The organism is Pseudomonas sp. IAC-BECa141, assembly GCF_020544405.1.
In the GTDB taxonomy this organism is placed as follows: Bacteria; Pseudomonadota; Gammaproteobacteria; order Pseudomonadales; family Pseudomonadaceae; genus Aquipseudomonas.
On record NZ_CP065410.1, the window covers coordinates 2190170 to 2209424 of the forward strand.

Annotated in this window: 18 protein-coding genes and 4 tRNA genes; 20 read left to right on the forward strand and 2 right to left on the reverse strand. The window is 60.1% G+C overall.

Annotation, left to right across the window (positions count from 1 at the left end; all coding sequences use genetic code 11):
• The first annotated feature begins 3 nt into the window (after positions 1-3).
• From truA to I5961_RS09970, 17 genes are all read left to right on the forward strand, one after another.
• Positions 4-828 carry a tRNA pseudouridine(38-40) synthase TruA gene (gene truA, locus I5961_RS09890; RefSeq protein WP_085701264.1) on the forward strand — a complete coding sequence of 275 codons (825 nt, stop codon included), beginning with the start codon at positions 4-6 and terminating at the stop codon, positions 826-828.
• 64 nt (positions 829-892) lie between these two features.
• Positions 893-1507, forward strand: a complete 615-nt coding sequence (locus I5961_RS09895) for a phosphoribosylanthranilate isomerase (protein WP_085701263.1) — start codon at positions 893-895, stop codon at positions 1505-1507.
• Positions 1508-1699: 192 nt separating this feature from the next.
• Entirely contained in the window at positions 1700-2620 is a 921-nt protein-coding gene (gene accD / locus I5961_RS09900; RefSeq protein ID WP_085701262.1) for an acetyl-CoA carboxylase, carboxyltransferase subunit beta, read from the forward strand.
• Positions 2617-3924, forward strand: coding sequence for a bifunctional tetrahydrofolate synthase/dihydrofolate synthase (folC, locus tag I5961_RS09905; protein ID WP_085701261.1), 1308 nt, complete (start codon positions 2617-2619; stop codon positions 3922-3924). Before accD ends, folC begins: the two co-directional genes overlap by 4 nt.
• Complete coding sequence (locus I5961_RS09910) at positions 3908-4576, forward strand: SPOR domain-containing protein (RefSeq protein ID WP_085701260.1); 669 nt, start codon at positions 3908-3910, stop codon at positions 4574-4576. Before folC ends, I5961_RS09910 begins: the two co-directional genes overlap by 17 nt.
• Positions 4577-4674: 98 nt before the next feature.
• The gene (locus I5961_RS09915) at positions 4675-5235 is read left to right on the forward strand and encodes a CvpA family protein (RefSeq protein ID WP_085701259.1); all 561 of its coding nucleotides are present in this window, start codon (positions 4675-4677) and stop codon (positions 5233-5235) included.
• Between the two features lie 41 nt (positions 5236-5276).
• The gene (purF, locus tag I5961_RS09920) at positions 5277-6782 is read left to right on the forward strand and encodes an amidophosphoribosyltransferase (RefSeq protein WP_007956466.1); all 1506 of its coding nucleotides are present in this window, start codon (positions 5277-5279) and stop codon (positions 6780-6782) included.
• Positions 6783-6863: 81 nt separating this feature from the next.
• On the forward strand, positions 6864-8075 hold the full coding sequence (locus I5961_RS09925; RefSeq protein ID WP_085701258.1) for an O-succinylhomoserine sulfhydrylase: 1212 nt from the start codon (positions 6864-6866) through the stop codon (positions 8073-8075).
• Entirely contained in the window at positions 8072-8848 is a 777-nt protein-coding gene (locus tag I5961_RS09930; protein WP_085701257.1) for an SDR family oxidoreductase, read from the forward strand. Before I5961_RS09925 ends, I5961_RS09930 begins: the two co-directional genes overlap by 4 nt.
• Before the next feature lie 90 nt (positions 8849-8938).
• Positions 8939-9014 (forward strand) — tRNA-Val (locus I5961_RS09935).
• A gap of 55 nt (positions 9015-9069) precedes the next feature.
• Positions 9070-9146, forward strand: a tRNA-Asp gene (locus I5961_RS09940).
• A gap of 93 nt (positions 9147-9239) precedes the next feature.
• Positions 9240-9316, forward strand: a tRNA-Asp gene (locus I5961_RS09945).
• A 161-nt stretch (positions 9317-9477) separates the two neighbouring features.
• Complete coding sequence (locus tag I5961_RS09950) at positions 9478-9750, forward strand: hypothetical protein (RefSeq protein ID WP_227235077.1); 273 nt, start codon at positions 9478-9480, stop codon at positions 9748-9750.
• Positions 9737-12568 carry a xanthine dehydrogenase family protein molybdopterin-binding subunit gene (locus I5961_RS09955; protein ID WP_227235079.1) on the forward strand — a complete coding sequence of 944 codons (2832 nt, stop codon included), beginning with the start codon at positions 9737-9739 and terminating at the stop codon, positions 12566-12568. Before I5961_RS09950 ends, I5961_RS09955 begins: the two co-directional genes overlap by 14 nt.
• The gene (locus I5961_RS09960) at positions 12561-13100 is read left to right on the forward strand and encodes a (2Fe-2S)-binding protein (protein ID WP_227235080.1); all 540 of its coding nucleotides are present in this window, start codon (positions 12561-12563) and stop codon (positions 13098-13100) included. The genes I5961_RS09955 and I5961_RS09960 overlap by 8 nt, the downstream gene beginning before the upstream one ends.
• Before the next feature lie 2 nt (positions 13101-13102).
• Positions 13103-14338: a c-type cytochrome gene (locus I5961_RS09965; protein ID WP_227235082.1), complete on the forward strand. Its 1236-nt coding sequence runs from the start codon at positions 13103-13105 to the stop codon at positions 14336-14338.
• 2 nt (positions 14339-14340) lie between these two features.
• Entirely contained in the window at positions 14341-15312 is a 972-nt protein-coding gene (locus I5961_RS09970) for an XdhC family protein (protein ID WP_227235083.1), read from the forward strand.
• Between the two features lie 48 nt (positions 15313-15360).
• Here I5961_RS09970 and I5961_RS09975 read toward each other — a convergent pair whose 3' ends face one another.
• On the reverse strand, positions 15361-16644 hold the full coding sequence (locus tag I5961_RS09975; protein WP_227235085.1) for an NAD(P)/FAD-dependent oxidoreductase: 1284 nt from the start codon (positions 16642-16644) through the stop codon (positions 15361-15363).
• A gap of 184 nt (positions 16645-16828) precedes the next feature.
• Here I5961_RS09975 and I5961_RS09980 point away from each other — a divergent pair.
• Both I5961_RS09980 and I5961_RS09985 read left to right on the forward strand, forming a co-directional pair.
• Positions 16829-16905, forward strand: a tRNA-Val gene (locus I5961_RS09980).
• An 865-nt stretch (positions 16906-17770) separates the two neighbouring features.
• Positions 17771-18226 carry a DUF2214 family protein gene (locus I5961_RS09985; protein WP_085701238.1) on the forward strand — a complete coding sequence of 152 codons (456 nt, stop codon included), beginning with the start codon at positions 17771-17773 and terminating at the stop codon, positions 18224-18226.
• A 204-nt stretch (positions 18227-18430) separates the two neighbouring features.
• On the opposite strand, the gene csrA is transcribed toward I5961_RS09985, so the two are convergent.
• Positions 18431-18625 (reverse strand): carbon storage regulator CsrA, encoded by a 195-nt coding sequence (gene csrA / locus I5961_RS09990; protein ID WP_003179932.1) that lies wholly within the window; start codon positions 18623-18625, stop codon positions 18431-18433.
• 250 nt (positions 18626-18875) lie between these two features.
• On the opposite strand from csrA, the gene I5961_RS09995 reads away from it, so the two are divergent.
• The gene (locus I5961_RS09995) at positions 18876-19241 is read left to right on the forward strand and encodes an SPOR domain-containing protein (protein ID WP_085701237.1); all 366 of its coding nucleotides are present in this window, start codon (positions 18876-18878) and stop codon (positions 19239-19241) included.
• Positions 19242-19255 lie beyond the last annotated feature (14 nt).

The following is a 19255-nucleotide window of genomic DNA, read 5'->3' on the forward strand; positions in this document are numbered from 1 at the left end:
GAAATGGCCCCCGAAGGCTTTTTCCGCGTCGCGCTGGGCGTTGAATACAAGGGCTCGCGCTACAGCGGCTGGCAGCGCCAGTCCACCGGTGTGCTCACCGTGCAGGAAACCCTGGAAAACGCCCTGTCGAAGGTCGCCGATTCGCCGATCTCGCTGCAATGCGCCGGGCGCACTGACGCCGGTGTGCATGCCTGCGGGCAAGTGGTGCATTTCGATACCCGGGTCGACCGCTCGCTGAAGGCCTGGGTCATGGGCGCCAACATCAATCTGCCCCACGACATCAGCGTCAGTTGGGCGAAGGTCATGCCGGCGCATTTCCATGCGCGATTCAAGGCAATTGCCCGACGCTATCGCTACGTGATCTACAACGATCAGATCCGCCCGGCGCATCTCAACGAAGAGATCACCTGGAATCACCGTCCGCTGGACGTCGAACGCATGGCCGAAGCCGCGCAGTACCTGATCGGTACCCATGATTTCAGTGCCTTCCGTGCTGGCCAGTGCCAGGCCAAGTCGCCGATCAAGAAGATGCATCACTTGCGCGTGACCCGTCACGGCAAAATGATCGTTCTGGATATCCGCGCTAACGCGTTCCTGCACCACATGGTTCGCAACATCGCCGGCGTGCTGATGACCATCGGTGCGGGCGAGCGGCCGGTGGAGTGGATGAAAGAAGTGCTGGAGAGTCGCGAGCGGCGTTCCGGCGGCGTCACGGCGCATCCGTTCGGTCTGTATCTGGTGCAGGTCGAGTACCACGACGAGTTCCCGTTGCCCGAGCGTTTCATCGGGCCACATTTCCTTACGGGTTTCTCGGAACTTGACGGCTGACGCCCTCGAACGCATTTGTTACCATCCGGGACTTTCTCGGGTTTGCCTTGGGGTTTTTATCGACATGTCAGCCGTTCGCAGCAAGATTTGCGGGATTACCCGCATGGAAGATGCGTTGGCAGCCGTCGAGGCCGGGGCCGATGCCATCGGATTTGTGTTCTACGCCAAAAGTCCCCGGGCGGTGACCGTGCAGCAGGCGCGGGCGATCATCGCCGCCTTGCCGCCGTTCGTGACCACGGTCGGGCTGTTCGTCAATGCCAGCCGCTGCGAGCTTGGGGAAATCCTCGATGCCGTGCCGCTGGATCTGCTGCAGTTCCACGGCGACGAAACCGCCGCCGAGTGTGAAGGCTGGCACCGGCCATACATCAAGGCCTTGCGGGTCAAGGCGGGCGATGACATTGCCGCCGCCTGCGATGCCTACCCGAGTGCCAGCGGCGTGCTGCTCGACACTTATGTCGAAGGCGTGCCCGGCGGAACCGGCGAAGCGTTTGACTGGTCATTGATTCCGCAAGGCTTGAGCAAGCCGTTGATTCTGGCCGGCGGCCTGACGCCGGAGAACGTCGCCGATGCGGTCGCCCGGGTGCGGCCGTATGCGGTGGATGTCAGCGGTGGGGTGGAGGCGAGCAAGGGCATCAAGGATCACGCAAAGATTCGTGCATTCATCAACGCCGTACGCTGATGTGACGGCTGGCAGACTGCCGCCGTCCACAGCTCTGTAGAAAAGAGGCTGAGGGTCTTTTCGGGGTGTACGCAGGTCAGTTCCGCTGACCCGGCAGCCCGGACGATCATCGCCACACATGAATTTAGCTGAAGGGCATACGCGGGGCCGCGAACCAGAGCGTTCGGGCCGCCGGTACTGGAGAAAGAAAGCATGAGCAACTGGTTGGTAGACAAGCTGATCCCTTCGATCATGCGTTCCGAGGTCAAGAAGAGCTCGGTGCCTGAAGGTCTGTGGCACAAATGCCCGTCCTGCGAGGCCGTGCTGTATCGTCCGGAGCTGGAAAAGACCCTGGACGTTTGCCCTAAATGCAACCACCACATGCGCATCGGGGCACGCGCGCGCATCGACATCTTCCTGGATGCAGAAGGTCGTGTTGAGCTGGGTGCCGACCTGGAGCCGGTTGACCGTCTGAAATTTCGTGACGGCAAGAAGTACAAGGATCGCCTGACTGCTGCGCAGAAGCAGACCGGCGAGAAAGACGCGCTGGTTTCCATGAGCGGCACCCTGCTGGGCATGCCTGTCGTGGTTTCGGCGTTCGAATTCAGCTTCATGGGCGGCTCCATGGGCGCCATCGTCGGTGAGCGCTTTGTGCGCGCCGCCAACTACGCGCTGGAAAACCGTTGCCCGATGGTCTGCTTCTCCGCCTCCGGTGGTGCGCGGATGCAGGAAGCCCTGATCTCGTTGATGCAGATGGCCAAGACGTCGGCTGTGCTGGCGCGTCTGCGTGAAGAAGGCATTCCGTTCATCTCCGTGCTGACCGACCCGGTCTACGGCGGCGTTTCCGCCAGTCTGGCGATGCTGGGTGACGTGATTGTCGGCGAGCCAAAAGCCCTGATCGGCTTTGCCGGTCCGCGCGTAATCGAGCAGACCGTGCGTGAAAAACTGCCGGAAGGCTTCCAGCGCAGCGAATTCCTGCTGGAACACGGTGCAATCGACCTGATCATCGACCGTCGCGAGCTGCGTCCGCGTCTGGGCAACCTGTTGGCGCAGCTGACTGGTCAGCCCACGCCGACATTTGTCGCTGCACCTGTTGAGCCGATCGTCGTTCCGCCGGTGCCTGCCAACGTATGACCGAGCGCACCCTTGGCGAGTGGCTCGCCTACCTCGAACAGTTGCATCCATCGGCCATCGACATGGGGCTGGAGCGTTCGCAACAGGTAGCGTCCCGCATGGGACTGGGCCAGCCGGCGCCACGGGTGATTACGGTCACTGGCACCAACGGCAAGGGTTCGACCTGCGCTTTCATGGCTTCATTGCTGCGGGCGCAGGGCCTCAACGTCGGTGTCTACAATTCTCCGCACCTGTTGCGTTACAACGAGCGGGTGCAGCTCAATGGCGTCGAAGCCACTGATGCGCAGTTGTGCGAAGCCTTCGCAGCGGTCGAGGCGGGGCGCGGCGACACTTCCCTGACTTACTTCGAAATGGGCACCCTGGCGGCGTTCTGGCTGTTTCAACAGGCCGGGCTCGACGCGGTGGTGCTGGAAGTCGGGCTGGGCGGGCGCCTGGACACGGTCAACGTGGTCGATGCCGATATCGCGCTGGTCACCAGCATTGGCGTCGATCATGCCGATTACCTGGGCAATACCCGCGAATCCGTGGCTTTCGAGAAGGCCGGTATTTTCCGTCAGGGCAAACCCGCGCTGTGCGGCGATCTGAATCCTCCACAACCCCTGCTGGACAAGGCGCGCGAGCTGGCTTGCCCGTTCTTCCTGCGCGGGCGTGATTTCGATCTGGGTATCACGGATCAGTTCTGGCAATGGCGCGGCACCGATGCTGAGGGTCAGCTCGTCGAGCTGCACGATTTGCCTTTGCTCGATCTGCCGATGGAGAACGCCGCGCTGGCGTTGCAGGCTTATCTGCTGCTCGGTTTGCCATGGAATGCCGGGCAGATTGTTGCGGCGTTGCAGGCGACTCGCGTGGTCGGTCGTCTTGATCGTCGTTCGTTCGAATGGAATGGCAAGCGTCTGAATCTGCTGCTGGACGTTGGCCATAACCCGCATGCGGCGGAATATCTGGCGCGGCGTCTGGCTGCGCGTCCGCCGGTCGGCAAGCGTCTGGCGGTGTTCGGCCTGTTGGCGGACAAGGATCTGGACGGTGTCATCGGTGAATTGAATGCCAGCGTCCAGCATTGGGCGGTGGCGCCGTTGGATTCGCCGCGTGCGCGTCCGGTGGCCGAATTGAATGCTGCACTGCAGAACCTTGGCGCGTCGGTCACGTCTTATGACAGCGTGGCGGCCGCTTTGGAAGGGCAGTGTGCAGTGGCCACCAGCGACGACGAGATCTTGCTGTTCGGATCATTTTATTGTGTCGCCGAGGCCCTCGAATGGCTGTCTCGGCGCTCCACGGAGGAAGCGGCAAATGGCTTTGCTGGATAAAGCGTACAAGCAGCGCATGGTCGGTGCCCTGGTGCTGGTGGCGCTGGCGGTGATTTTCCTGCCGATGCTGTTTTCCCGTCAGGATGAACAGCGTCAGGTAACCGTCGAGGCACCGGCAGCGCCGCAAGCGCCTGCCGTGGCGCAAATCCAGATGGAAACCGTGGCCGTGCCCGAGCCGCAGGTTCTGCCGCAAGAGCCAGTACCAAGCGATGACGAAGTCGCCGAGCAATCGGCGCCAGCAGCGCCGATTGCTTCCGCTGCACCAGCCCCGGCTCCGGCGCCGGTAGCCAAACCGGTTGCGCCGGCTCCGGCTCCCGCTCCGGTGGTAAAACCTGCTACAGCACCTGCTCAGCCGATCGCCGCGCTTTCCACCAAGCCTGATACCACTCAAAGCCGCGTCGACGCCAATGGCCTGTCGGTGAGCTGGTCGGTGCAACTGGCCAGTCTGTCGAGTCGCGCCAGCGCCGAAAGCCTGCAGAAAACCCTGCGTAGCCAGGGCTATAACGCTTACATCCGTTCCGCCGATGGCAAGAACCGGGTGTTCGTCGGTCCGCTGATCGAGCGCGCCGAAGCCGATCGTCTGCGTGATCTTTTGAGCCGCCAGCAGAACCTGAAGGGGTTTGTGGTGCGCTTCCAGCCTGAGCGTGGCTGAAATCTATCGCCCCGATTGAAATGCACTGACATTCGCAGCTTACCGACAGCCCTGCGCTCTGCTAAAATGCGCCGCCTTATCCGTCTGTAGGCTGCACTGTGCCATTTACCTGGGTTGACTGGGCGATCGTTGCAATCATCGCCATCTCCGCTTTGATCAGTTTGAGCCGCGGCTTCGTCAAAGAAGCATTGTCGCTGGTGACCTGGATCATCGCAGGAGTTGTTGCCTGGATGTTCGGTGGCTCACTGTCCGAGTACCTCGCCGGATACATCGAAACACCGTCGGCTCGTGTGATCACGGGCTGTGCCATCATGTTTGTCGCCACACTGATCGTGGGCGCAATGATCAATTATCTTATCGGCGAGTTGGTTCGCGTCACCGGGTTGTCCGGGACCGATCGATTCCTCGGCATGGCCTTCGGCGCTGCGCGTGGCGTGTTGCTGGTGGTCGTGGCGGTCGGGCTATTGAGCCTGGGGCCGGTACAGCAGGACGGGTGGTGGAAAGAATCACAGCTCGTGCCAAAGTTTCTATTGGTCGCAGACTGGTCCAAAAACCTGATTCTTGGGTGGAGCAGTCAGTGGCTTGCCAGCGGAATCAGCGTACCCGCTGATATTCCGTTCAAGGAACAACTCTTGCCGTCGGCCAAAACGCCTCAGTGAGTGTTGTTCAGTTCAGATCCATTAAGTAGGGGTTGCGTCGCATGTGTGGCATCGTCGGTATCGTCGGTAAGTCGAACGTCAATCAGGCGCTGTATGACGCGCTAACCGTGCTCCAGCACCGCGGCCAGGACGCTGCCGGTATCGTGACCAGCCATGATGGCCGGTTGTTCTTGCGCAAGGACAATGGCCTGGTGCGTGACGTGTTTCAGCAGCGTCACATGCAGCGCCTGGTCGGCCACATGGGTATCGGCCACGTCCGTTACCCGACTGCCGGCAGCTCGACGTCGGCCGAGGCTCAGCCGTTCTACGTCAACTCGCCGTACGGCATCACCCTGGCGCACAACGGTAACCTGACCAACGTTGAACAGTTGGCCAAAGAGATCTACGAATCCGATCTGCGTCACGTCAACACCAGTTCCGACTCGGAAGTGTTGCTCAACGTGTTCGCCCATGAGCTGGCCCAGCGCGGCAAGCTGCAACCGACCGAAGAAGACGTGTTTGCCGCCGTGACCGACGTGCACAACCGTTGCGTCGGTGGTTACGCCGTCGTGGCAATGGTGACCGGTTACGGCATCGTCGGCTTCCGTGATCCGCACGGCATCCGTCCGATCGTGTTCGGCCAGCGTCACACCGACGAAGGCGTCGAGTACATGATCGCCTCCGAAAGCGTTTCGCTGGACGTGCTCGGCTTCACCCTGATTCGCGACCTGGCGCCGGGCGAAGCGGTGTACATCACTGAAGACGGCAAGCTGCACACCCGTCAATGCGCGACCAACCCGTCCCTGACCCCGTGCATCTTCGAACACGTCTACCTGGCGCGTCCGGATTCGATCATCGACGGCGTGTCGGTCTACAAGGCCCGTCTGCGCATGGGTGAAAAGCTGGCCGAGAAGATCCTGCGCGAGCGCCCGGAGCACGACATCGACGTGGTCATCCCTATTCCGGACACCAGCCGCACTGCCGCGCTGGAGCTGGCCAACCATCTGGGCGTGAAATTCCGCGAAGGCTTCGTCAAGAACCGTTACATCGGTCGTACCTTCATCATGCCCGGCCAGGCTGCGCGCAAGAAGTCGGTACGTCAGAAGCTCAACGCCATCGAGCTGGAATTCCGCGGCAAGAACGTGATGCTGGTGGACGACTCGATCGTTCGCGGCACCACCTGCAAGCAGATCATCCAGATGGCCCGTGAAGCCGGCGCGAAAAACGTCTACTTCTGCTCGGCGGCTCCGGCCGTTCGCTTCCCGAACGTTTACGGCATCGACATGCCGAGCGCTCACGAGTTGATCGCGCACAATCGTTCGACCCAGGATGTGGCTGATCTGATCGGCGCCGACTGGCTGATCTATCAGGATCTGCCTGACTTGATCGAAGCGGTTGGTGGCGGCAAGATCAAGATCGAAAACTTCGATTGTGCAGTGTTCGACGGCAAGTACGTCACCGGCGACGTCGACGAGGCTTACCTGAACAAGATCGAACAGGCACGCAACGATGCCTCGAAGGTCAAGACCCAGGCGGTCAGTGCGATCATTGATCTGTACAACAACTGAGTTTCAACCGGCCCTTAGGGGCCGGTTTTGTATCTGGCAAAAGACTTTTTATTTATCGAGAAAAGGGCAAGGAGTGACAGCATGAGTCAGGAATGGGATGCCGGTCGGCTGGACAGCGACCTCGAAGGCGTAGCGTTCGATACCCTGGCCGTACGTGCCGGTCAGCACCGTACGCCGGAAGGCGAGCACGGTGATCCGATGTTCTTCACTTCCAGCTACGTGTTCCGTACCGCCGCTGACGCCGCCGCACGGTTTGCCGGGGAAGTGCCGGGCAACGTTTACTCGCGCTACACCAACCCGACCGTCCGCGCGTTCGAAGAGCGCATTGCGGCGCTGGAAAGCGCCGAGCAAGCGGTGGCCACGGCGACCGGCATGGCCGCGATCATGGCGGTGGTGATGAGCCTGTGCAGTGCCGGCGATCATGTGCTGGTGTCGCGCAGCGTATTCGGCTCGACCATCAGCCTGTTCGAGAAGTACTTCAAGCGTTTTGGCGTGGAAGTCGATTATGTGCCGTTGGCCGATCTGTCGGCCTGGGACGCAGCGATCAAGTCCAACACCAAATTGCTGTTCGTCGAGTCGCCGTCCAATCCGTTGGCTGAGCTGGTGGATATCACCGCGCTGTCGGAAATCGCGCACGCCAAGGGCGCGATGCTGGTGGTCGACAACTGCTTCTGCACGCCTGCCTTGCAGCAGCCGCTGAAGTTGGGCGCAGATATCGTTGTGCACTCGGCCACCAAGTTCATCGATGGCCAGGGCCGTTGCATGGGCGGCGTGGTTGCTGGTCGCAGCGAGCAGATGAAAGAAGTCGTCGGTTTCCTGAGGACGGCCGGGCCGACCCTGAGCCCGTTCAACGCCTGGATCTTCCTCAAGGGTCTGGAAACCCTGAACCTGCGGATGAAGGCGCACTGCGCCAACGCCCAGCAACTGGCTGAATGGCTGGAGCAGCAGGACGGCATCGAGAAGGTGCATTACGCCGGTCTCAAGAGCCATCCGCAACACGAGTTGGCTCGGCGTCAACAAAAAGGCTTCGGCGCAGTTGTCAGTTTTGAGGTGAAGGGTGGCAAAGAGGGCGCTTGGCGTTTCATCGATGCGACCCGTTTGATTTCGATCACCGCCAATCTCGGTGACAGCAAGACCACCATCACTCACCCGAGCACGACGTCCCACGGCCGTCTGGCGCCGCAGGAACGTGAAGCTGCCGGGATTCGTGACAGTCTTATCCGCATTGCGGTCGGTCTGGAAGACGTGGCTGACCTGCAAGCCGACCTGTCGCGCGGCCTGGCGGCGTTGTGATCGAGTTGCCTACGCCGAAGACTGGCACCCATGGCCGCGTTGCATTGGTCACGGGTGCTGCGCGCGGGATAGGTCTGGGAATCGCAGCGTGGCTGATCAGCGAAGGCTGGCAGGTGGTGCTGACGGACCTGGATCGTGCGCGGGGTTCGAAAGTGGCAAAGGTGCTGGGCGAAAACGCCTGGTTCATCGCCATGGACGTGGCGGACGAAAGTCAGGTGGCGCTCGGAGTCGCGGAAGTGCTCGGGCAGTTTGGCCGCCTGGATGCGCTGGTGTGCAATGCTGCCGTGGCCGATCCGCACAACATCACGCTGGAAAGCCTCGATCTGGCTTACTGGAATCGGGTGCTGGCAGTGAACCTCGGTGGGCCGATGTTGCTGGCCAAGCACTGCGCGCCGTATCTGCGTGCGCACAACGGGGCGATCGTCAATCTGGCCTCGACCCGTGCGGCGCAGTCGGAACCGGATTCGGAGGCATATGCCGCGAGCAAGGGCGGATTGCTGGCACTGACGCACGCGCTGGCGGTCAGTCTGGGGCCGGAGATTCGCGTCAATGCGGTCAGCCCGGGCTGGATCGATGCGCGGGACCCTTCTGCCCGACGCGCGGAGCCGCTGAGCGATACCGATCATGCCCAGCATCCTGCGGGCAGGGTAGGTACGGTTGAGGACGTTGCGGCGATGGTGGCGTGGTTGCTGTCGAAGAATGCAGGGTTTGTGACCGGGCAGGAATTCGTGGTCGATGGCGGCATGACCAAGAAGATGATTTATACGGAATGAAGCAATTTCGTCTTTTTTAGAAAAACTTCAATCCTGCTATTGACTTAGGTTCGCTACCTGCGTAAATTTCGCGGCCTCGGAGATGCAAACGGGTGATTAGCTCAGCTGGGAGAGCGTCTGCCTTACAAGCAGAATGTCGGCGGTTCGATCCCGTCATCACCCACCACTCCCGAGATACTTGCGTAAGCAAGAACGTAGGCTGAAAGTGCCTGCACCGACGCGCAGCGGTAGTTCAGTCGGTTAGAATACCGGCCTGTCACGCCGGGGGTCGCGGGTTCGAGTCCCGTCCGCTGCGCCATATTTAACGAATCAGGCAATGTCTGGTTCGCGATTGAAAAGCACCGAAGCTTTCAGTCAAACGAGTTACTTGAGTTCAAGCTCAAAGCGATACGCAGCGGTAGTTCAGTCGGTTAGAATACCGGCCTGTCACGCCGGGGGTCGCGGGTTCGAGTCCCGTCCGCTGCGCCATATCTGTTTCAAGGACTACTGAACGCCTTGAGACACCGAAAGCAACCTCTGGTTGATTCGGAATCGATAGCAAAGACCCTGGTCGAAAGACCGGGGTTTTTTGTGTCTGAAATTTGACCTTTCCCAAACTTCTCCTCTTTAGCCGGCGATGAGCGCGAGCCGTGGCTCGTTCGATGCTGCCGCGCAATCTGGCCTGCGGCCACGGGCCGCTGCGCTGCAATGCCGCATTGATTTTGATTCTTTGGTCAAATTTTTGTAACTGGTTGTTTGCTGCGAGCCCAGAAACCTTTAAAGTTAACCTTTCGGTCAGCTTTGCACTGTCATCACGCCCTTTGTTTAGCCAAAAAGGGCTTCTGCAAGACTCGAGATTCCCAGTAGATAACCAGAAGGGCGGATCCATAACCGTCCAGAGGATGATCCATGTCCAACCGTGAAATATCCCGGCGCTCGTTCCTTCAGGGCGGGCTGGTGGCGGGTGTGAGCGTTACACTCACACCGCTCAGCAGTCAGGCGCTCGGTGCCTTGATGGAAAACAGCGTGACCGTGCCGTCCGAGCAGTGGCTCGGCAACAATGGCAAGGCACGCCAGCGTAACGATGCCTTGTCCAAGGTCTGCGGCAGCAAGGTATTTGCCCGCGACATCCGTTCCAAGGACATGCCGGGCTGGCCCCAGCAGCAAGGCCACGCCATGTTGCTGAAAACCATCAAGGCCGACCGCATCTACGACGGATACGACCTGTCGTGGCTCGGGGCCGATCTGCAGCCTGATCGTATCGTTACCGCCGCCGATCTGGACAAGGACGGCATCGTGTTCCCTGAAGAGCACGCGCCGGATCCTCTACTGCCGGAAGGCAAGGTACCGATGTTCATCGGTCACCCGGTCGCGATCCTGATCTGGAACGACTTCGAGCGTTTCCGCCAGGCCAAGAACAAACTCAAATTCAATGACAAGGCAATTCGTTACGGTGCCCAAGTACCGTTCTACGAAGGCGATCCCTATGGCAGTTTCCGCTACGTGCGCGTCGGTGGCCCGACGTCGGCGGACGAGGATGAGTTCGCCAGCCTCAAGGATTCGATCCTGTTCCCGATGCTGAAAAACCGTCGTCCGGTGTGGAATTCTCAGCCGAACCTGCACGGCAACCTGACCGAGCGCGGCCTGTTTTACGCCGACCGCATGAAGAAAGAGATCGACACCCCGCCGGACAACTGGCTGGTGTTCGACGAGCGCTACAAAACCCCGTCGATCGAACCGGCCGCAATGGAACCGGACAACGGTAACGGCTGGTACGACCCGGCGACCAAGACCCTGCATTTCGTCGTCGCCACCCAATGTCCGCTGGAAACCGCTACCGAGACCGCGAAGATGATCGGGCCGTCGCGTTTCGGCCTGGCGAACCTGAACATGCACCCGGGTTACACCGTCGGTTACGGTTCCAAGGACCACAACATTTTCGTCTACTACGCGGCTCTGGCGGCGTTGTACGGCGCAGGTGTGCCGATTCGCCTGGCCAACGACCGCTACGAGCAGTTCCAGAGCGGCATCAAGCGTCACCCGTTCGACATCCGCTACCAGTTGGCGGTGGACAAGACCGACCACAGCTTCAAGATTTTCCGCGCCGAAATGAGCGTCGACGGTGGCGGCCGGATCAACTACAGCCCGTCGGTAGCGGCCGTTGGCGCCACGGCGGCGCAGTCAATCTACTACATGCCGCAGAACGACCTGCAGGTCACCGCTTACCATTCCCGCGCGGTTGAGGCGGGTTCGATGCGCGGCTACGGCACGCTGCAGAGCATGGCTTCCACCGAGATGATGGTCGACGAAATTGCCGATCGCCTTGGTGTCGACGCGATTGATCTGCGCCGCAAGAACGCACTGCGTTCTGGGATGAAAAACACCCAGGGTGCGATCCCGGCCGGTGCGTTGCGCCTGCACGAAATTCTCGACAAGGCTTCGCTGCACGAAGTCTGGAAAAACCGCGACGCGATCAAGAAACAGCGTGAAGCGGCAGACCCGGACAACTGGTATGGCGTAGGTTTCGCCATTTGCCAGAAAGACTTCGGCACCGGTTCCGAAGCGCCGATGGCCAGCATCGAGTTCACCGCCGACGGGCGCATTTCCCTGCGGCACATCGGTATCGAGATCGGTACCGGCATGTCCACCTCGCAAGCGTTGGTGGTGGCTGACTTCCTCGGCAGCGCGGCTCACGATGTGAAGACCGGTGAAACCGAGTGGGATGAACTGCAGCTAGTGACCGCCGGCAACCCTTACATCATGAGCCAGGCCGAGCAGGACAACTTCCTGCGCAATCCGCGTTGGGTCGGCAAGCTGGCTTCCGCGTCGTCCGCGACCAACTCTGCCTACTACTTCAGCCACGCCACCCGTGAAGCGGCGCGCGTGCTGTTCAACCACGGTCTGTGGCCGGCAGCGCTGGAGATCTGGCGTCAGGGCCCATACGGCGGCCAGGCCAACCCCTACGTGGTACGCCGCGAAGATGCGCATTGGGTTGACGGCAAACTCACTGCCAACGGCATGCAGCCGCTGACCTTCGAAGAGCTGGCCAAGCGTGCTCACGAGCGCGGTCTGGTCACTGGCGCCACGGTTCACGGTTTCAACCGCTGGAGCTGGGCAGAAGCTGAATACAGCATCGACGGCGTGCGCGAACGTCTGCCGCTCGACGGTCTGGCGGTGAAATACGGTGATGGTGCGCCAAAAGCGAAAAAGGCACAGATGACCAGTGCCGGTTTCCACCTGCTGGATCGGCAGAACATCGCCTATCCGGTGGTTCAACTGAACAACGCCGCCGTGACCTACTACAGCCCGGTCGCAACGCTGGTCGAGTTGAAGGTCAACAAAGGTTCGGCAGAAGTCGAAGTGCTCAACCATCACTCGTGGCTGGAATGCGGTCGAGTACTGGTCGAAGAACTGGTGCGTGGCCAGCTCGAAGGCGGAATCGCCATGGGCATCGGTCACGCCTTGATGGAAGAGATGCCGCTGTACGAAGGCGGGCCGGGGGAGGGTGACTGGAACTTCAACCGTTATCGCCTGCCGATGGCGCGCCATGTGGCGGTGTGGAAGCAGACGTCGGAAATCCTGCCGCCGCTGTCCTCAAGCGACCCGTCCAAAGGCATTGCCGAAGTGGTGATGATCCCGGTGGTCGGTGCCATCGGTAACGCCGTGGCCCACGCCATCGGTAAACGTGTTCGCGATTTGCCAATCACTGCTGCGCGCATCAAGGAGGCCCTCAATGGCTAACCGTCCGCTTCAACTGACCCTCAACGGTCAATCCGTCGGCCCGGTGGACATCCCTGATGACCTGCCGATGATCGATTATCTGCACGAATACAAGAACCTCACCGGCTCGCGCCTGGGTTGCGGGCAAGGCATCTGTCACGCCTGCGTGGTGATCGTCGACAACCCGGACGGCACCAGCGAAGAAGTGCGCACCTGCATCACCGGCGCGCATTACTTCGAGGGCAAGAAAGTCCGCACCATCGAAGGCCACGCCAAACGTGACGAGCAAGGCCAGGTCATCGAACTGAACCCGATCCAGCAGCGTTTCGTCGACGAATTCGCCTTCCAGTGCAGCTACTGCGCCCCGGGCTTCGTCAACGCCGCAACCGTGCTGGTGGAAAAGCTGCAACGCCAGCCGATCGTCAAAAGCAAACTGGAACAAGTCATCGAGGACAGCCTCGGCCATCACGTCTGCCGTTGCACCGGGTACGTGCGTTACTACAACGCCACCCGCAATGTGCTGACCGATCTCGGCCTGGTCAAGGAGGGTTAAGCATGAAGCAATTACTGACCCGCCTGACCCTGGCGGTCGGGCTGGCCGTGCCTGTGTTGGCGGTGCACGCGGATGATCAGGTCAAGCGCGGCGAATACCTCGCCCGCGCTGCCGACTGCATGGCTTGCCATACAGCACCAGGCGGCGCGCCGTTTGCCGGCGGCCTGCCGATCGTGTCGCCGTTCGGCACGATCTATGGCACCAACATCACTCCAAGCAAGGAGCACGGCATCGGTCTTTACACCGATGAAGAGTTCTTCGCCGCGCTCACCGAAGGCAAGCGTCGTGACGGCGCCAATCTGTACCCGGCGATGCCGTATACCTCGTATCACTTGATGCCGCGTGCCGATTCGGATGCGATTCATGCGTATCTGAAAACCATCGAGCCGATTGAGCGTGCAGCGCCGGTGACGAGTCTGAGCTTTCCGTTCAACGTCCGTCCGGGCTTGATCGGCTGGAACATGATGTACGGCAAAGCCTTGAAGCTGGAGCCGGCCGAAGGAAAAAGCGACGCCTGGAAACGCGGCCAGTACATGGTCGAAGTGCTCGGCCACTGCGGCGAATGCCACACGCCACGCGGCCTTCCGGGCGCGATGCAGTTGGACAAGCGCCTGATTGGCGGCATCCTCAATGGCTATCTGGCACCGAGCCTGCTGGCCACTGATCTGGCGGCGCGCGGCTGGAATCATCAAGACCTGAGCACGTTCCTCAAGCACGGCATGAGCGCCCAGGGCACGATGTTCAACGAGATGTTCCCGGTGTTCCACAACAGCACTCAGGGCCTGAATGATCCGGATCTGGCAGCGATGGCAACCTTCCTGCTCGGCGACAAGCCGCCGGCGGCAAAAGAACTGACCGAAGTGCCCCTGGAAAAACTCAGTGCCAGCGCTCAACGCGGCCGACAGGAATACTTGAACGTCTGCGCCGGCTGTCACGCGGCGGGGGGCGAGGGCAAGCCGCACATCGCGGTGGCCATGCGCGGCAACACTACGCTGCGCCTGGAAGACCCGCGCAACCTGTTGCGAGTGATCGAGGATGGTATCGGCGAACAGAAATTCGCCGGGTTCGAACACATGCAGCCAATGCCGGGTTTTGCCGACAAGCTCAGTGCCGAACAGCTGACCGATCTGCTGAACTATCTGCGCCAGGGTTGGGGTGGTCAATCGGCCGAGTTGGCGGTCGGCGATGTGCAGAAGCTTCAGGCTAACGCCCCGTCCATCGAACACAAGGCGCACTGATCATGCAGCATCTCGATCTGCAGGTCGTGCGTCGGGCGCTGGAGTGGGCGACGGCGGGGCAGCGCATCTGGTTCTGCACCGTCCTGACGACCTACGGTTCGGCGCCGCGCGCGCCGGGTTCGCTGCTGGCGGTGAACGACGGCGGGCAGTGGATCGGGTCGCTGTCCGGTGGTTGCGTCGAGGAAGACTTTCTCGAGCGCGTCGCCGAAGGTGCGTTTCTCGATGCGATCAACGTCGTGGGTTATGGCGAAGGTGACGATCCGCGCTCGCGGGTCAGCCTGCCGTGCGGTGGCATTCTCGACGTGCTGGTAGAGAAATTTGACGCCGACTGCGATGTGCAGGCGCACCTGCGTGAACTCGAATCGGCATTGCTGGGGCAGCGTCGATTGATTCGCGAGGTCGATCTGGCCACGGGCGCGCGTAGCCTGTTTGCCGATCGCGAGCAAGGTGCACGGATCGAGCGTGAAATCGACCGGGTGCGGATTCGCATCGGTGCCGCTCAGCGTTTGCTCCTGGCGGGGTATTCCAGCGTGGCGCAGGCCTGTGCGGAGTTCGCGGTCGGTCTCGGCTTCGAAGTGATTCTCTGCGACCCGCGTGATGAAGTACTGGAAGGCGTATCGCTCAGCGGTGTGGAGATTCGCCGGCAACTGCCGTCGGTGTTCATCGCCGATGGCGGGTGCCACCGTGATACGGCGGTGGTGGCGTTGACCCACGATCCGCGCATCGACGATCTGGCGATGATGGAGGCCGTACGCACCGAGGCTTTCTACATCGGCGTGATGGGGTCGTTGCAGACGTCACAGAAGCGCTTCGAGCGCTTGCGCCGGATCGGTAGTCTGGGGGAGAGCGAGCTGGCGCGGATTCATGCGCCGATCGGCCTTAATCTGGGCAGCAAGACCCCGTCTGAAATCGCTTTGGCGGTGCTGGCGGATATCCTGCGGATTCGCAACGGGATCGCGCGGGATCAGTTGTGATTGATGCCGGATGTTAAAAGGGCCGCTGTTCAGCGGCCCTTTTTTTGCTCAGAAACCGAGCTTGTCGCGCAGTCCGTAGTACCACGCGCCCAGTGCGGCAAATGGTGTGCGCAGCAGTTGCCCGCCGGGGAACGGGTAGTGCGGCAGATCGGCAAATGCATCGAAGCGCTCGGCTTGTCCGCGCAGTGCCTCGGCCAATACCTTGCCGGCCAGATGCGTGTACGTCACGCCGTGGCCGCTGCAACCCTGGGAGTAATAGATATTGTCGCCCAGGCGTCCGACCTGCGGCAGGCGCGACAGGGTCAGCAGGAAATTGCCGGTCCAAGCGTAGTCGATCTTCACGTCCTTGAGCTGCGGGAAGGCCTTGAGCATTTTTGGGCGGATGATCGCCTCGATGTTCGCCGGATCCCGCGCGCCATACACCACGCCACCGCCGAAGATCAGGCGTTTGTCGCCGGTGAGGCGGTAGTAGTCGAGCAGGTAATTGCAGTCTTCGACGCAGTAGTCCTGTGGCAGGAGGGATTTCGCCAGCTCATCGCCCAATGGCTCGGTGGTGATCACCTGAGTACCGCACGGCATCGATTTGGCCGCCAGTTCCGGCACCAGATTGCCGAGGTAGGCGTTGCCGGCGACGATGATGAATTTGGCCCTGACTTTGCCCTGCGGCGTGTGCACGATCGGATTGGCGCCGCGTTCGATGCGCACGGCCGGCGACTGTTCATAGATGGTACCGCCCAGGGATTCCACGGCAGCGGCTTCGCCCAAAGCAAGGTTAAGCGGGTGGATGTGGCCGCCGCTCATGTCGAGCATGCCGCCAACGTATTGATCGCAAGCCACCACTTCGCGGATGCGGCGTTGATCGAGCAGTTCCAGTTGGGTGTGGCCGAAGCGTTCCCACAAGCGCTTCTGCGATTCCAGGTGGCCCATTTGCCTGGCGGTGAGGGCGGCGAATACGCCACCGTCCTTCAAGTCGCACTGAATGTTGTACTTGCTGATGCGCTCACGAATGATCCGGCCGCCCTCGAACGCCATCTGCCCGAGCAATTGTGCCTGTTTTGGGCCGACGCTACGTTCGATCACGTCGATGTCACGGCTGTAGCTGTTGACGATTTGCCCGCCATTGCGCCCCGAAGCACCGAAGCCAACCTTGGCGGCCTCCAGCACGGTCACGCGAAAACCGTTCTCAAGCAGGAACAGAGCCGAGGACAGTCCCGTGTAACCAGCACCGATCACACAGACATCCGTCTCCACGTCATCCTGCAGGGCAGGGCGTGGTGGTACGGCGTTGGCCGACGCAGCGTAATAAGACTCTGGGTAAGGGGTGTTCGCCATCCTGCAGCCTCTGTTTAATATATTTTACGAGTGAGGCGATCCTACCCCAGTTGAAAAACCTCCGCCAGCCACCGGGAAATCTTCTTGTGGCGGGTCGAAATTAAATATTTTGCATATTCATAGGGTTAGGTGAAAAAAAGGTGTTGACACCCCTCCGGAATTCCGTAGAATGCCGCCTCACAGCAGGCACGTAGCTCAGTTGGTTAGAGCACCACCTTGACATGGTGGGGGTCGTTGGTTCGAGTCCAATCGCGCCTACCAAACAAAATCCGCTCTGCTGGGCGGTCTGAAAGGGCTCACCGAAAGGTGGGCCCTTTTTTGTTGTCTGCGATTTCACAGCATTTGCAAATTTCGGTTCGGTCGATCACAGCTGCACTCCGGCACATTTGCAGGAATGTATTCATGATTCGCCAACTCAGGCGCGCGGGTTCAGGCGATATTGAAAGTTTGTTGAAGATTGATTCAGTCGATGGAAAAGATAGCTTCTGTCGCAAGAGTCGTGAGAGCAGGGAGAGTGCTGGTCTGCATGCGAGATGAGCGCTCCCTCCGGCTACGGATGCCTGGGTCTAAATTTTCACGCTGAGTTGTTCATACGTCTCGTGGTCGTCTCCGGTGCGAACAGGCGTTGCGGCGTGGGACGACTGATACGTCCAACTCGCTGATGCGAGAGCTGCTGATCAATCTCGGGTATCCGCACAGCGGAACGGTGAAGAACCTTGATCCGGGCGATCCTGACTCATTCTTGTAAAATCCTGGGTCAGGCGCTTATTGGCTGCGATGGATTTTGATCCATTCGTCGCCGATTTCGCGATCTCCCTTTTAAATAGTGTGGATATTTAATGGGTTACGGATTTTATTAACCATCCGGTTATCAAAAATACGTTGTTACAAGACGAATAAGTCAGTAATATCCGCCCCGCGTTCACCACCACGGTTTATGCATTTTTAAATCCCAAGCTTCCATCAGCTGCTTGGGATTTTTTTTGCCTGCTATTTGCCTTTCCCACACCTCTGCCCGTTTCTCGTCTCGCTCGCTCCTGTTTCCGGGAAGGGTGACAGGCAAGTCCACACTTTTTCGACTACTACTGTCAGGCGGATTTCAACTCTGCCGGACGGGAGCACATCGATGCTGGTTCACTGGTTTCTTGCGGCGATACATTTACTGGCATTTGCCATGGGTTTCTGGGCGGTGTTGACCCGTGGGACGTCTTTCAGCCGCCTGGCGTCCGGCTCGGGTGAGGTGGGGCGCGTATTGCTTGCCGACAGTCTATGGGGGCTTTCGGCGCTGGTGTTGCTTATCACCGGTGGCATGCGGGCTTTTGGAGGTTATGAGAAGGGAACCGATTACTACCTGCACCAGCCGCTGTTCCATCTAAAGATGACGTTGTTTGTGCTGATTCTGCTTCTGGAGCTTTTGCCGATGATCACCCTGATCAAATGGCGCGTGGCCAAGGCGCGCGGCACTGCCCCTGATACTGGGCGAGCAAAGGTGTTCGCGCGGATCAGTCATGCCGAAGCGCTGCTGTTGATATTGATGGTCGTGGCGGCTACCGGGATGGCGCGTGGCGTCACATTTGGTTAAGCAGGCGAGATTCCCGGCTGCTATTCGGAAATGTCCGACAGCCAGCCCATTGAATGAAGGTTAGTATCGGTTGCGAAAAGGCTTGAGGCAGGAAGGGGCGTGGCGCGCGCCGTCACCAGGGAGGTGGGGGAATGGCAATACGGCGCTTGAATCTTTAGCCAGTCATTGCGCGCAGGCAAAACTGGCTACTGACTACGATAGGGCTCAGGGCGTTTGTGGCTTGTCCGGTGCGGTCAGGCCCGCCTGGATGCGCTGGTAGATTTCTTCCCGGTGCACTGCAACGTTCTTTGGAGCATTGATGCCGATTCGAACTTGCTGGCCGCTGACGCCAAGAATGGTGATCGTGATGTCATCACCAATGTTTATGCTTTCACCGACTTTGCGGGTGAGTATCAGCATGGTCTTCTCCTTGATTGCTTTGTAGGGCACCTGATTCAGACAGTGCAGAGGTCGGTGGTACGTATAGATTAGTGCGAAGTCTTACTGTTTGGGTGCCTCTTTCTGACGCGCAGCAGCGGCATTAATTCCCAGCGCGTAACTATACAGGGGCCGCCAGCATCAATCTCGTAGTTTTGTGCCCATTTTGCGGGGCTCAGAAACTATTCTCGAATGTTAAGATCGCCGCTTTGAAAATTCAGAGGGAAGCGTTGTGCGCAAATTGGTCTGGGTAGTCGCGGCACTGGCACTGGCAGGATGTGGCGAAGGCAAGAGTGTGGATGCGCAAAAGCCGAAACCGGCGGCGGTAACGGCGCCTGCTGCGGTGGGCCCGCAGTGGGATCTCGAAGTGCGCGGTGAAACACCTCAAGCCGTCAGCGACCTCAGCGGCTGGCTGATCGAGCATGGCTTTGTGGCCAGTGTCATCAAGGACGCCAGCGGCAAGACCCGGATTCTCCTTGGCCCTTTCAATTCGAAGGCTGACGCCGAGGCGCGTCAGGCGGATGTGAATGCCGCGCTGATCAAGGCGAAGAAGCAGAACATCGAGACGCTGGTACTTGAGCGCACGGCCGCGCAATAAGCGATCCATTCGGC